This window comes from Aquincola tertiaricarbonis (genome assembly GCF_000969605.1).
Classification (GTDB): domain Bacteria; phylum Pseudomonadota; class Gammaproteobacteria; order Burkholderiales; family Burkholderiaceae_C; genus Aquincola; species Aquincola tertiaricarbonis.
The window spans coordinates 1-12,972 of record NZ_JZUE01000050.1; the positions used below are offsets into that span (position 1 = coordinate 1).

The following is a 12,972-nucleotide window of genomic DNA, read 5'->3' on the forward strand; positions in this document are numbered from 1 at the left end:
GTTGCAGCGCTTCGCGCAGCCAGCGTGGACGTGGACCACGCCCACCCCACACATTGCCCGCGCCATCGGCAAAAGCCGCCGAACGGGCTTTGGGCTGCCGACCGCGCTTCGGTGCAGCCACACGCGACGTGGTGCCGAACAGATCCCGCTCGGTCAGCTCGTACGCCGCGATCGCTTCACGGATGCGGGCGATCACACCGGCTTTTTCTTGTTCGCGAAGTCGGTTGGCTTCGGCTTGCAGCTTCTCAATTTGCGCCTGCAGATCGGCGAGTGACTTCTTTGCCATTGGCGGCCTCATTGAATCGGGACGCCGAAGTATGCCGCATTACGGAATACGCTGATTGTTCTGTGCTGTTAATAAATTAGACACTACGCCGGTTCAGGAACACCTTAACTGCATGCATTCGATGAGCGCAAACTTACCCGCCAGCTCAAACAGGCGCGGCGTATGCCGAGAATCCCCGTGCCGCGCCGTCACGTCAATGCCAAGGAATCTGCCACCTCATGGTCACTGCCAAGACGTCCCCACCCACCAAGTCCGTCAGCGCCCAAACGACCTTGCTGCGAAGGAGTCGAGCAGCGCGGGACTGAAGCCCACCGCCTCCGCCTCCAACAAGACCGCGTTGTTGGCACACGTGGCCCAGACGACGGGCGTCGATGCCAAGCAGGTCAAAGCCGTCCTGGCAGGGCTCAAAGCCACAATGCTGGCTCCGTTGCACATCAAGGGACTGCGCGAATTCACGTTGCCGGGTCTGCTCAAGGTGACGGCCGTTGCCGTGCCGGCCCTGAAAACGCGTGGGCATCAACCCGTTCACCAAACAGGAGCCGACGTTTGCTGCAACGCCGGCGACGACAAAAACTGCGCCTGCGCGCACTCAAGAGGGTGAAAGACGCGGCACTGTGAGTTGACACGCCACCGGTCACGCCCGGCCGGCGGTCGCGACGGGCACCTCCGAGCAAATGCGCACGGCCGGCGACCCACTTGCAGCCATTCAGTGGCGCATCCTTCATGTCGCGCCGCCCGATCGTCAATGGACGCACCTTCGTGACGGTCGTGACGCTGCTGCTGTGCGGCCTGTTCCGCCGACCGGCACCATGGCGTGAGCCGGACTGCTTGCCTCGTGCACATGCGAGGGGGTCCGGTCGTCTGAATGCCAGTGGTCATTGGCGACGAGGCGCTTCGTTTGCAAAAAAACGCGGTCGACCTGGCAAAGACCATGACGTTGTAGCTCTCCGCGTGCGATGGCCGCAGGAGTCAATTCGACTGATTGGCGCCGCCAAGCTCGCACAGCGCTACGATGCGCGCCCATGGACTCGAACCGGTGGATGTGCCTGATCGTGGGCGTCGTTTCGCTCGTTGTGGGGCGGAGCGCCATCGTGAAACGCAAAATCGCCCTCGGCGACGGCCCCGACGGTCCGGACATGTGGCTGTACGGCTGGCGCGCAGTGCTGGCAGGCGCCGCGGCGGTCACCGTCTCCGCTGTCATGTTCGCCTGCGCGGCCGGTTTCACCACGGTGGGTTGATGGGAAGGTCTCGAGTCCTCTTCGTCCGTCATGCCGAGAGCCTGGCCAACGCTGGCGGGATCACCATGCCGAACAACTTGATCCCGCTGTCCGAGGCGGGCGCGCGCGCGGCGCGCGCATTGGCCGCAACGCTGCCGGCGCCCCCGGCGCTGGTGCTTGTCTCACGGGCGCTGCGGACACAGCAGACCGCGCAGCCGTACTGCCGTCTAACGGGCGTCGTGCCAGACGTCGAGCCGCTTCTCGACGAGCTGTCCATCATCTGTCCGTCGCTGATTGAAGGGATGAACGGCGTGCAGCGTCGGGAGGTGGTGCGACCCCTGTGGGAGAGGCCGAACCTGCATCGTCGCGCTGGCCCGCAGGCGGACACCTTCATCGAGTTCCAGGAGCGGGTTCGGCGGTTCGCAGATCGGCGCCTTCCGCAGCTGCCGGACGGCACAGTGATCTTCGGCCACGGGATCTGGTGCGGGATGCTGCAGTGGCTCAGCGCTGGGAATTGGGCACGCGACGCTGCCGACATGTTGGCTTTCAGACGGTACCAGCTGGGGCTCCGCATGGCCAACGGCGCCGCAGTTGCCCTCTGAAGCGCAGAAAGCGGGCGAGGCGCTCATGCGTCTCGCATAGGAACGCCGGTGCGGCGATACCGCATCCGCACTGGCGTGATGGAGATCTTTTTTGCGCTTTGCCGCCGCTGTTCGGTGCAACCGAACACCGCCGCCGTCATGACGGCTGTGCGGGTCGAAAGACCCGCCATCGTTGCCTTTCTGCCGCCCGCCGCGCAGTTTGTCACCAGATCGGTGGTCAACATGGGCGCGCGATTCAACGGCTGAGCACTGCCTGGACGCTTTTTGGACGCAGAAGCTCGCGGCCGCGCAAGCGTCCTCACGCTTGCTTCACGCCGTCGATGCCTCAATACGCCGCCGACCCATCCACGGCGGCAGCCTCTTCGGCTGCCTGCCCTCCTCCTGAAAGCGTCTTGCCCCATGTCATCCCGTGTCTCCAGCCTCCGCTTCGCCGCCTTGGCCTTCCTGTTCGTGACGAGCGGCGCGGCGCACGCCCAATCCGAACCGCCGTCCCAATGGGGCCTCGGCGCCACCGTCGGTCAAGAGCGCCAGCCCTACCGCGACTTCGACCACAAGGCACAACTGCTGCCCTTGATCCTGTTCGAGAACCGCTGGGTGCGGGTGGCCGGACCCTCCGCGGACCTGAGTCTGGTCCGCGGCACCGGCTGGGCCGCGGGGCTGCGGCTGCGTTATGCGGGCGAAGGCTACGAAGCCGACGACTCGCCCGCCCTGCAGGGCATGGCCGAACGCAAGGCGGGTGTGTGGCTGGGCGGAAGTGCCCGCTGGGACCTGCCTTGGTTGACGATCAGCGGCGAGGTGCTGGGCGATGCCGCCAACGACAGCCAAGGTCTTCGTGCCAGCCTGGGGGCCGAACGTCGGATCAACGCCGGCGGCGGCATCGACGTCACGCCGCGTCTGGTGGCGCACCACCTCGATCGCAAGTACGTCGAGTACTACTACGGCGTGACGGCAGCGGAGGCCCACGCGGCGCGCCCCGCCTATGCGGGATCGTCCACCACGAACCTCGAAGCGGGTCTGCGCATCGGCTACACGCTGGCGCCCCGCCAAAGGCTGTCGCTCGACGTGAGCAGCACGCGGCTGGGGTCCGGCATCAAGGACAGCCCGCTGGTCGACCGTTCACGACAGGACAGCGCCCGCATCTCATACCTGTACCTGTTCTGAAACGTGTACGGACGGGGCGGCGAGAATGCGGCCGATCCTCGAGCAGACGCGAGCTGTCCCGCGTCGTTGACGTCATCTCACCGGGCGCCCCATGCACCGCGAACGCATCCTGCTGGTGGAAGATCACCGCGACCTCGCCGGGTCCATCCTCGAGACGCTGGAAGAAGCGGGATTCGACGCCGACTATGCGGCCGACGGGGCCCAGGCCCTGCATGCCGTGGCCACAACCTCGCCGCCGTTCGACGCGGTCCTGCTGGATGTGGGACTGCCGCGTGTCAGCGGCTTTGACGTCTGCACGCGGGTGCGCCGGGATGGATTCCGTGCGCCCATCCTGATGCTCACGGCGCAGGGCGCCGCCGACCAGGTGGTCGAGGGCCTGGAGCGCGGGGCGGACGACTACATCGTCAAGCCCTTTCAGTCCAAGGTGTTAATCGCGCGGATCCGGGCGTCGATCCGGCGCTACCTCAGCCTGCCGGATGGCGCGGGCATCGTCGAGGCCGCGGGTTGTGCACTGGATGTGGTGCGCGGCCGCTTGTCTTTCGGCAACGGCAACGGCAACGGCCACGGCTGCGCCCTCACGCCGCTGCAAAACCGTCTGTTGCAGACCCTCATGCGGCATGCCCCGCGGGTCGTGTCGCGCGATGAACTGGAGACCGCCCTGTGGGGTGAAGACGAACGGCCAGCCAGCGATGCGCTGCGCACCCACCTCTACCAACTGCGCCGGCAGATCGAACGTGCCGGCGGACCGCCCCTGATCGTGACGGCCGGCAAGCAGGGCTACCGACTGGCAGGTTGATGCAGCGGCTGCACTTCCTCAAGCCGGGCCGGCCGCGCACGCTCTTCGCGAAGATGTGGCACTCGGTGCTTGCCTTGATGCTGGTGAGCTTCCTGGTGAACGCGTTCCTGGTGACCGCAACGCTGCAGCTCGGGTCGGAGGCACAGACCGAACGCCGCCTTACCCGCATCGCCGACCACTGGAGCGCCCAGGCGCCGCTGCGCGAGCCGCTCGCGATCGACCCGGTGACGGTGATCTACCCATCCTATCCGCTGCTGCCCCCCAAGATCCAGCGGCTGCTGCCACCGGAAGCACGCGGCCTGTTCGAGCTGGGCAGCCGCGCGGAGGACTACTTCGTGATGGCAAGGCCGGATGCGGCGGGACGCGCCTTTTACGTCGTCGAGTACCACGCGGAGGTCAAGCCGACGGAGACGATTGAGCACCAGGTGTTCGTCTGGTATCTCGCGGGCATCGCGCCCGTGTGCGTGGGGCTGCTGTGGTGGTGCAAGAGGATCAGCGCACGGGTAACCGCGCCGATGCAGGAGGTCGGGCGCCAGGTGCTGGACCGTTCGCCCGACAGCCTGGCACCGCTGGCGCTGCCGGCGGGTTCTTCCGTGGAGCTGCAGGCCCTGGTGGAGCAGATCAACAGCGCGCTGCAACGCACGGCCGACGTGCTGGAGCGGGAGCGGCGCTTCACCCAGTTTGCCAGCCACGAGCTCAGGACGCCGGCCGCCGTGATGCAGACGGCCCTCGAACGCATCGAGGTGCATGCCCGCCCCGAGCAGGCCCGGGCGATCGAGCGCGCGCACCGGGGCTTGCGTGACATGCACGCGCTGGTCGACACCTTCCTGCAGCTGTCCACCGACGGCAGCCGCGCCACGCGGTCGGCCACCACGGTCGTCGACCGGGCGTGGCTGCAGGAGCTGTTGCTGCACGTGGCCGGTGGGCAGCCCGACCGCGAGCTGATCGTGGATGCGCAGGCCCCGCTGGCGCTGGAGGCGCCGGCCACGCTCGTCCAGGTGCTGGTGGGCAACCTGTTGAAGAACGCAATGTTCCATGGCGCGCCGGGGCCGATTCACGTCCACCTCACCGGCCAGGGCATGGAGATGCGCAACAACGTTCGCGACGAACCCAGCACGCCGGGGTTCGGGCTGGGGTGCCAAATCGTGCGCCGGATCTGCGACCGCTGCGGATGGACGTTCGAGCTGCGCCTGACCCGCAACACCGCCACCGCCGTCATTCGGGTGCCGGATGCGGGCGCGACAACGCCCGCCAGCGCGGCACCGTAGCGCGGGGCCGGCCGGCGGGACTCACGCTCGCTTCACCGGCACCGTGCCCCAATGCATGCAAGCGCGCAAGCGCACTTGCATTTCGCCCTGGAGACACGATGATCACCAACCGCCTCGCATCCCCGCACCCGGCCTTGTGGGACCGCATGAGCTGGCTCGTCAACGCACTGCTGTGCAGTGCCGTGGCGCTCTTCTCATACCGCTACCTGGCTTCGTTCGGGCCACTGCCATCGAGCATCGTCGGCAATGCGCACTTCTTCCCGTGGCTACTGATCCATGCCGGGGCCGCGGCCACCGCCTTGCTCATCGCGCCACTGCAGTTCCTCAAAGGCCTGCGCTCCCGCCGCCCCACGGTCCACCGCTGGATCGGGCGCGTGTACGCGGTGGGCTGCATGGTCGGCGGCGTGTCAGGGCTGGTGCTGGCCGCAGGAGTCACGGCCGGGCCGGTGGCCGGACTGGGCTTCGGTCTGCTGGCGGTGGCCTGGCTGTCGACCACCGGCCTGGCCTGGCGGGCCGCCGTGGTGCGCGACTTCAGCGCGCACCGTGCGTGGATCGTCCGCTCCTTTGCCCTCACCTTCGCCGCGGTGACGCTGCGCGTGTACCTGGCGGTCTCGGAGTCGCAACTGCTGCCGATCGATGCGGACGCCGCCTACATCGCCATCTCGTTCCTGTGCTGGGTGCCCAACCTGGTCGTCGCTGAGATCATGCTGCGCCGCGGGACCCCAAGGGCGGGCCGGCCGGCAAGCTGACGGCTGCGACGGCCGGGTCGCATAAATGCAGGCAACCGGCGGGACGGGGTACTCGCCAAGGGGCTGCAGATGGATCGGATTGACGCGCTGCGCGTGCTGCTGGACGGGGCCGCTGCGGGCAGCTTTTCCAGCACCGCGTGCCAGCGGGGTGTCGCCACCTCAACCGTGGCGATGGCGGTGGAACAGCTGGAAAAGGAGTTCGGCGCTGAATTGATGACACGTTCGCCGCGCAAGCTGACCTTCACGCCGGAGGGCGACATCGTGCTCGGCGATGCCCCCCGCATCGTCGACGATTGGGACGGCGCGCGGGCCCGCCTGAAAGAGGGCGACGAGCTGGAAGGGCCGATCCGCGTCACGGCCACCAACGACTTTGGCCGCAGCCGGCTGCGGCCGCTGCTCGACCGCTTCCAGGCCCTGCATCCCGGCGTGCGCATGAGCCTGCGCCATGACCCGGTCTTGGCAGGCAGAGCGCCAGCCAGGCAGCCAACTGCTGGGCGGCAGTAAAACGCCCATGGCAGCGATGGGCACGGCCCGCGAGCCCCCGGCCAACGCCAACACTATGGCCAGAGCCCGGAAGGGCCGGGTTCCAACAGGAACAGTCGGCGGAAGATGGCCAGGTCGGCAAAGTTGACGAGGCCGTTGCCGTCCAGATCAAACAGCCGGTTGGAGCCGAGGAAGGCCGCACGCATACCCGCGAGATCGGCGAAATTAACGATGCCGTTGTTGTCGAAGTCGCCGTCGCAGGCGTTCCCGAAGCCGTCGCCGTCCGTGTCCTCTTGGCCGGGGTTGCTCACCAGCGTGCAGTTGTCCAGCAAATCGCCGATGCCGTCACCGTCCAAGTCGCTCTGAGTGCCGACCAGCGCACTGGTGCTGGCCAGCGACAAGTCGGCCGCATCGTCGACCGCACGGGCCTCGAAGGCCAGCAGCCGCCCTCCCACGAAGCCGGGCGCCACCGACAGCGGCATGGTCAACGTGCGGACCTCCCCGGGTACCAGCGTGCCGAGGTTCCAGGTCACCAGGTCATACGGGCTGCAGTTGCCGCCGCAATTGGCTGGCGGACTCATCGTGGCCTGGTTTACCACCGGCACGCCTTCGGTGGGCATCCGCGACTGAACCACCACATTGATCAGTGGCACGGGGCCGGCGTTGACCACGCGCACGGTGGCTGAGAAGGCCTGTCCGGCCGCGACCGGGTTGCGTAGCAAGGCGATCGTCAGCTTCAGCGGGTTGGTCGGGACGATGCGGGTCACCCGACTGGCACGGGCTGTTTCCAGGCCGGTGATGGCACTGTCGGCCGACAGTTCCGCCGCATCCACCCGCAGGCGGCGATGTGCCGGAGCGGTGGCCGGCACCGTCACGCTCACCAGGCGCCGACCTCCGTTGCCTGAGAGCAGTGTGCCCAGGCTCCAGCTCACCACCCCGCCGGCCACCGTGCCTCCGCCTGCACTGGACAGCACAGCACCTTCAGGCAGCGGAAAGCGCAGCGTCGCCGCGGTCAACGCGGTGGTGCCCCGATTGCCGAAGGTGATCGCGTAGGTCACGCGGTCGCCAGGCGCGGCAGCGTCCTTGTCCGCGTCCACCGCCAAGGCCAAAGCACCGTCAGGATCAAGCGCAACAGTCTGGCGCGCCAGCGCCATCGGGACGCCGTCGGCCCGCACCTCGGCCTCGTGCACGATCAGCCGGCCCGACGCCTGGCCGCCAGCGACCGTCGCTGGCAGGCTCACCGTCACCGCCGCGCCAGGCGCCAGCGTGCCGATCGACCAGGTCGCCAGGTCGTAGGGGCTGCAGTTGCCACCGCAGTTGGCGCCACCGCTGAAATAGGCCTGGTTGATCACGCTGACACCCTCGGTCGGCATGCGCGCCCGCAGCACCGTACCGAATACCGTGGCCGCGCTGCGGTTGGTGACGGTGAGCATCGTGCGCAGCGCTTCGCCCGGAAGGGTCGGATCGGCATTGCTCGAGTAGGCCAGACCCAGCACGGGATTGGCCTCGACACGGGTGACGAGGGTCGCCCGCGCCTGCTCGGCGCCGGTGACGGCGCCGCTGCCCGCGACCGACGCGGCGTTGACCGCCAGCAGCGATCCCGATGGCAGCGCGGCGCCCGCATGGACCACCACCTGCCGACGGCCCGCTTGACCTGCCTGCAGGGTGCCCAGCGTCCAGCTGACCACGCCGGACGCATGCACCCCGCCGCCGGTGGCGGAGACGAAGGCGGTGCCGGGTGGCAATGGCAGCCGCAGCAGCGTGCCGCTGGATGCCGAACTACCGCGGTTGCCAAACGTCAGCGTGTAGGTCAGGCGCTCGCCGGGCAGCACGCTGTCCTTGTCGGCGTCCAGCGCCAGCGCCAGCAGGCCATCGGCATCGGCCGCCACGCTGTGGCGTGCAACCACCATCGGCACGCCGTCGGCGCGCAGTTCGGCCTGCAGGCCGATCAGCCGGCCGGAGGCAAAGCCCGCCGTGACGGTGGCCGGCAGGCTCACCGTGACCGACTCGCCTGGCGCGAGCGTGCCCAAAGTCCAGGTCGGCAGGTCGTACGGACTGCAGTTGCCGCCGCAGTTCGCGCCCCCGCTGAAATAGGCCTGGTTGATGACGTTCACGCCGGCGGTGGGCATGCGCGCCCGCAGAACCGCGCCAAACACGGTGGCATCGCTGCGATTGGTAGCAGTGAGGGTGGCGCGCAAAGCCTCGCCCGGTCGCGCGGGGTCGGCATTGACCGCGTAGGCCAGGCCCAGCACCGGATTGGTCTGCACCCGGGTCACGAGCGTGGCGCGGGCGGCTTCTGGCCCGGTCACCGCGCTGTTGCCGGCGATCTGCGCGGCGTCCACCGCCAGCAAGGTGCCGGAGCGCAGGGCGGCGCCCACGCCGAGTACCACCTGCTGGCGACCGGACTGTCCACCTTGCAGATTGCCCAGGTTCCAGCTAAGCACGCCGCCGGCCAGGGTGCCCCCGCCAGAGGCGGACCGCAGCACCGTGCCGGCCGGCAGCGGCACGCTGAGCGTGGTGCCGGTGACCGAGGAGGTCGCGCGGTTGCCGTAGGTGAGCGTATAGGTCAGCGCGTCGCCGGGTGCCACGCCGTCCTTGTCGACGTCGAGCGCCAGCGACAACGCGTTGTCGCCATCGACGGTGACCGACTGCTGCACGCTGGCCTGCTGCACCGCGTTGACCGACACTGCGGCCGTCACGGTGATCACGGTGCCGTCGGCGGTGGCCGCGCTCACCGTCATTGGCATCGACACGGTGACGCCGCTGCCTGGCGGTAGCAAGCCAATCGGCCAGCCCACCACCTCGTTCGGGCTGCAGTTGCCACCGCAGTTGGCACCGCCGCTCATGAAGGCCTGATTGATGGTGTCCACACCGGCCGCGGGCATGCGGGCCTGCAGGCTTACGTTCGCGACCGACGCAGCGCTGTCATTGGTCACGGTGATGAGCGCGACGATCGCCTCGCCGGGACGCACCCGATCGGGATTGAGCTGAACGCCGAGCGCCAAAGCCCAAGCCTGACCCGCCGGAACCGCCAACGCGAGGCCCACGAGGCCGCGCAACACCCTGCGGCACAGTCGCCGAGCGCCGGTACGAAGATCGGCGTGCATCGGGCTCAACCGCGCCAGCGCAGGTTGCGCAGCGCCAGCAGTCCACCTCCCAGCACAAACAAGGCCAAACCGGCCGGTTCGGGCACGGCCGTGACCACCAACGAAGCACCCTGCAACGCCACCTCCTGCGGTGCGCCGCCTGCGGTGAAGAACGCGCCGACAAGGTTGTTGATCGACAGGTCGATGGCCGCTGGGCCGAAGCGGTCGAGGTTGACCACCACCGTGCCGATCAGGTTGCGGCCCGACAGCCCGTTGAAGCTGCCGAAGTGAATTTCGTAATCCTTTTGGGACAGCGCGCTACCGTGGCCCGACAGCGATGGATCGGGCGTGGAAGCGAACCACGCCGATGGTGTGAACGAGGCGAAGGTCGCGGTACCGCTGACCGCCAGGTCGCGACCCCGCCGCCAAGCGTGGCTTCATTGGGCGCGAAGTCCATCATCAGGTCGAAGCTGAACTGGCCTTGCGCCAGCGGAACGGTCGCGGTGGCGGGACTCATGGACACGCTCGCCGCCTCGTCTGGTGTCGGCCGTGCTGGCATTCGGCGTTGTGCCGGTCGCCGGGTTGCCAGGGCCTTCCGTCGTAGTGTGACTGAGGGTTCTTCCCGTCGGATGCCGTGTCGCATCGCCTCGGGCCACTACCGATCAAGCGCCGTTGCGTAATGGCGCAGCGGCTTGTGCCAGACGCGCTATCGCCCAGACGAATCCCGCCAGCTCGCGCGCGACTGCAACGCAGACCTTATTTATCTGCACGCCACGCGAGGACAACGGGGCAAACCGACTGCTGAGCCTCATCTGTGCCTTCCAGGCATGGTCGCGAATCGCAGCTGGCAGCTCCGCGCTGCGATTGCGCAGCGTCGTGCTCATGCGAGCCGCAAAGCGGTAGTTCCACGCTGCCTCCACGAGCAGCCGCCGAGCGTGGCCGTTTCCGGTCTTGGTGATGGAGCCGCGTCGCACGCTGTTGCCGCTTGAATGCTCCGACGGCACCAAGCCCAGATAGCCCATCAGGTCACGCGCGGTCTCGAAGCGCTCGAAATCTCCGATCTCGGCGATCAGGCCGATCGCCGTGACGCTGTCGACACCACGCAAGCTGCGCAGCGCCGCGACGACCGGCGCGAAGCACCAGCTCTGCACGATTTGCAGCAGTGCTGTCGTCAAGCGATCGACCCGCTGCTGAGCCGCTTCCACGGCCAGCAGGTATTCCGCCATGGCCAGTGTTTCGCCAGCATGGTCGAATCGCTGGTCGGCGATCCAGCGTTCATGGGTCTTGGTCCACGATGTCTTGCCGGGATAGCGCCGATCGTGGCGCAGCATGAACGACTTGAGCTGTTGGCGAGCCCGCAGCCTGGCCTGTACGGCGTCTTCCCGAGCTCGGCACAGATCCCGAATGCTCTCGTGCGCCTCGTCTGGAACCCAGATCGCTTTGAGTTCGCCAGCTCGCGACAGCTCCGCCAGTCGGCAGCAGTCACGTCGGTCGTTCTTGATCCGGTCGCCAGCACGCTGGGGGATCAACGAAGGCGCAACGATCTCGCACCGGTAGCCCCGGCGGCACAACTCCCGATACAAGCCGAAGCCGGTCGGGCCGGCCTCGTAGACGACGCGAATGTGCGATGGGTCGCCTGCCTGGGCCAGCAGCTTGGCTAACTGCCGAACGTCCGGTCCGAGAACACCGACGAATCTCGCCGGGGTTCGACCCGCCTCGCACGCCGCCACACTGATGCTGTCCTTGTGGACGTCCAGGCCGACAAAAAACTCGGTACGCTTTTCCATGGCTCGTCTCCTTCAGTTGCGTCTGGCTCGTCCAGCCGTATGTGGCTCGGCACACTTCGGTGAGTAACCCACGGATCTGGAGACGAGCCCTTGACGCTCTCACTGAGCGGCCATCATGTCTAGCGCAGTCCCGGAGGCCGTAACGTCGAGCGCGCACCGTCGCCACGGTTGCGCTCCACGACGCCTCACCACCGCTTGCCGCCGCATACGCCGAAGATCACTCGGATCGTGAATTGCCCACATAGCTGCATGAACGATCTGTGCCGGCGTGGCCGGCTTCGAGATGTCATCTTGGCGGGCCGTCTACGCGCCGCGCAACACGCCCAAGCCCATCGTGCAGCGCTTGAACACCGAGATCCGCAAGGCGCTGAAGCTGCCCGAGGTGACCGACAAGCTGGCCGGCATGGGCATGGAAGTGGTGGGCGGCACGCCGGAAGAATCGGCCGCGCTGATGGCCCTCGAGATTCCGCGTTGGGGCGAGCTGGTCAAAAAGTCCGGCGCCTCGGCCAACCGACAGCGCCTGGCGTCTGGCGATTTAGCGCCCCGCCCAGGTGCCTGCCGGGCGGCGCATCCGCCGACCGGCGCTGACGCCGTTTCCGCATGCTGTCAAACGGCGAACCACTGCACGTGCCTCGCCGCTCTGTGCTTACACCGCGGCCACAGACGCTCTTCCTGCCCCTCCGTCAGCAATTCGGCGCTTGAACAGGGCTGACCGCGACTACACCGCCCCGTGGCTTTCCACGTACAGCGCGTACAACGAGTGGCTGCTGGCCATGTACAGGCGGTTGTTTTTCGGGCCGCCAAAGCACAGATTGGCGCAGCGCTCGGGCAGGCGGATGAAGCCGATGGGCCGGCCCTGCGGGTTGAACACCATCACGCCGTCCAGGTCCTCGGGGCGGCCCTTCAGTGTGAACACCTTGCGGCCGCCCACCTCGGTGGGCTCGGCCTGCAGCGCGCCGTTGCTGCCATAGCCGCACCACAGGTTGCCGTCGCGGTCCACCTTGAAGCCGTCCAGCGCGCCGAAGTCGGCGGCATCCATCAGCTTGGTCTTGCCCGACACCGTGCCGTCCGTGCCCACGTCGTAGCGCCAGATGCTACGGTTGGGCGTGCCCTTCCACTCCACCACGTACAGCTGCCGCTCGTCGGGTGAGAAGGCCAGGCCGTTGGGGTTCACCAGGTCGGTGATCACCGCGGCCAGACGGCCGTCCGCGCCCAAGCGGTAGACGTTGGTGGTGGCCTGCTCGGGCTGCGCCCGCGAGCCTTCCCATTCGCCGTTGATGCCGAACAGCGGATCCGTGAACCACAGGCTGTCATCCGACCGCGCCACCACGTCGTTGGGCGCGTTCAGGCGCTTGCCTTCATGGCGGTCGGCCAGCACGGTGAGCTTGCCGTCTTTCTCAGTGCGGGTGACGCGGCGGGTCACCGAATGCTCGCAGGTCACCAGGCGGCCCTGGCGGTCGCGCACATTGCCGTTGGCCCAATTGGCCGGCGCGCGGAAGACGCTGATGGCCGCAAGGTGTCCGCCTACCGCGACGAG

The 12,972-nt window shown here is 67.8% G+C and carries 14 protein-coding genes and 1 pseudogene; 10 read left to right on the forward strand and 5 right to left on the reverse strand.

The annotated features are described in order from the left end of the window. Positions 1 to 286, reverse strand: a 286-nt coding sequence (locus VO99_RS29950; RefSeq protein WP_157039832.1) for an H-NS histone family protein, incomplete at its 3' end; no start/stop codon positions are given. A gap of 349 nt (positions 287 to 635) precedes the next feature. Here VO99_RS29950 and VO99_RS31640 point away from each other — a divergent pair. The 9 genes from VO99_RS31640 (at position 636) to VO99_RS27090 (ending at position 6,583) form a co-directional block, all read left to right on the forward strand. Further along, a complete protein-coding gene (locus VO99_RS31640) occupies positions 636 to 887 on the forward strand; it encodes an HU family DNA-binding protein (protein ID WP_232315595.1) in 252 nt (83 codons plus the stop codon). Between the two features lie 421 nt (positions 888 to 1,308). After that, a complete protein-coding gene (locus VO99_RS31070) occupies positions 1,309 to 1,524 on the forward strand; it encodes a hypothetical protein (protein ID WP_046116084.1) in 216 nt (71 codons plus the stop codon). Beyond that, positions 1,524 to 2,105, forward strand: coding sequence for a histidine phosphatase family protein (locus VO99_RS27065; protein WP_046116085.1), 582 nt, complete (start codon positions 1,524 to 1,526; stop codon positions 2,103 to 2,105). The genes VO99_RS31070 and VO99_RS27065 overlap by 1 nt, the downstream gene beginning before the upstream one ends. A 78-nt stretch (positions 2,106 to 2,183) precedes the next feature. Further along, entirely contained in the window at positions 2,184 to 2,351 is a 168-nt protein-coding gene (locus VO99_RS30655; protein ID WP_157039833.1) for a hypothetical protein, read from the forward strand. 189 nt (positions 2,352 to 2,540) lie between these two features. Further along, positions 2,541 to 3,266 carry a MipA/OmpV family protein gene (locus VO99_RS27070; RefSeq protein WP_232315601.1) on the forward strand — a complete coding sequence of 242 codons (726 nt, stop codon included), beginning with the start codon at positions 2,541 to 2,543 and terminating at the stop codon, positions 3,264 to 3,266. A gap of 91 nt (positions 3,267 to 3,357) precedes the next feature. Further along, positions 3,358 to 4,062, forward strand: a complete 705-nt coding sequence (locus VO99_RS27075; RefSeq protein ID WP_046116087.1) for a response regulator transcription factor — start codon at positions 3,358 to 3,360, stop codon at positions 4,060 to 4,062. Beyond that, positions 4,062 to 5,330 (forward strand): sensor histidine kinase, encoded by a 1,269-nt coding sequence (locus VO99_RS27080; protein ID WP_046116088.1) that lies wholly within the window; start codon positions 4,062 to 4,064, stop codon positions 5,328 to 5,330. The genes VO99_RS27075 and VO99_RS27080 overlap by 1 nt, the downstream gene beginning before the upstream one ends. A 98-nt stretch (positions 5,331 to 5,428) precedes the next feature. Beyond that, entirely contained in the window at positions 5,429 to 6,079 is a 651-nt protein-coding gene (locus VO99_RS27085) for a DUF2306 domain-containing protein (protein WP_157039834.1), read from the forward strand. Between the two features lie 69 nt (positions 6,080 to 6,148). Further along, complete coding sequence (locus VO99_RS27090) at positions 6,149 to 6,583, forward strand: LysR family transcriptional regulator (RefSeq protein ID WP_052736674.1); 435 nt, start codon at positions 6,149 to 6,151, stop codon at positions 6,581 to 6,583. Positions 6,584 to 6,636: 53 nt separating this feature from the next. Here VO99_RS27090 and VO99_RS27095 read toward each other — a convergent pair whose 3' ends face one another. The 3 genes from VO99_RS27095 to VO99_RS27105 all read right to left on the reverse strand — a co-directional run bounded on the left by VO99_RS27095 (position 6,637) and on the right by VO99_RS27105 (position 11,435). Further along, on the reverse strand, positions 6,637 to 9,669 hold the full coding sequence (locus VO99_RS27095; protein ID WP_083440992.1) for a thrombospondin type 3 repeat-containing protein: 3,033 nt from the start codon (positions 9,667 to 9,669) through the stop codon (positions 6,637 to 6,639). Positions 9,670 to 9,674: 5 nt separating this feature from the next. Further along, a complete protein-coding gene (locus tag VO99_RS31075) occupies positions 9,675 to 9,887 on the reverse strand; it encodes a PEP-CTERM sorting domain-containing protein (protein ID WP_232315603.1) in 213 nt (70 codons plus the stop codon). Between the two features lie 423 nt (positions 9,888 to 10,310). Beyond that, on the reverse strand, positions 10,311 to 11,435 hold the full coding sequence (locus VO99_RS27105; RefSeq protein ID WP_046116091.1) for an IS110 family RNA-guided transposase: 1,125 nt from the start codon (positions 11,433 to 11,435) through the stop codon (positions 10,311 to 10,313). Between the two features lie 262 nt (positions 11,436 to 11,697). Between VO99_RS27105 and VO99_RS31645 the strand changes: the two are divergent. Continuing rightward, a pseudogene (locus VO99_RS31645) lies at positions 11,698 to 11,946 on the forward strand (Bug family tripartite tricarboxylate transporter substrate binding protein); the annotation flags it as partial. 207 nt (positions 11,947 to 12,153) lie between these two features. Here VO99_RS31645 and VO99_RS27115 read toward each other — a convergent pair. After that, positions 12,154 to 12,972 (reverse strand): SMP-30/gluconolactonase/LRE family protein (locus VO99_RS27115; protein WP_046116095.1); only part of this gene is annotated, 819 nt, incomplete at its 5' end.

Excerpts from the sequence above, each read along its gene's own strand:
- VO99_RS31070 (WP_046116084.1), top strand. The coding sequence starts at position 1,309 with ATGGACTCGAACCGGTGGATGTGCCTGATCGTGGGCGTCGTTTCGCTC.
- VO99_RS27065 (WP_046116085.1), top strand. The coding sequence starts at position 1,524 with ATGGGAAGGTCTCGAGTCCTCTTCGTCCGTCATGCCGAGAGCCTGGCC.
- VO99_RS30655 (WP_157039833.1), top strand. The coding sequence starts at position 2,184 with ATGGAGATCTTTTTTGCGCTTTGCCGCCGCTGTTCGGTGCAACCGAAC.
- VO99_RS27075 (WP_046116087.1), top strand. The coding sequence starts at position 3,358 with ATGCACCGCGAACGCATCCTGCTGGTGGAAGATCACCGCGACCTCGCC.
- VO99_RS27080 (WP_046116088.1), top strand. The coding sequence starts at position 4,062 with ATGCAGCGGCTGCACTTCCTCAAGCCGGGCCGGCCGCGCACGCTCTTC.
- VO99_RS27085 (WP_157039834.1), top strand. The coding sequence starts at position 5,429 with ATGATCACCAACCGCCTCGCATCCCCGCACCCGGCCTTGTGGGACCGC.
- VO99_RS27090 (WP_052736674.1), top strand. The coding sequence starts at position 6,149 with ATGGATCGGATTGACGCGCTGCGCGTGCTGCTGGACGGGGCCGCTGCG.
- VO99_RS27095 (WP_083440992.1), bottom strand. The coding sequence starts at position 9,669 with ATGCACGCCGATCTTCGTACCGGCGCTCGGCGACTGTGCCGCAGGGTG.
- VO99_RS27105 (WP_046116091.1), bottom strand. The coding sequence starts at position 11,435 with ATGGAAAAGCGTACCGAGTTTTTTGTCGGCCTGGACGTCCACAAGGAC.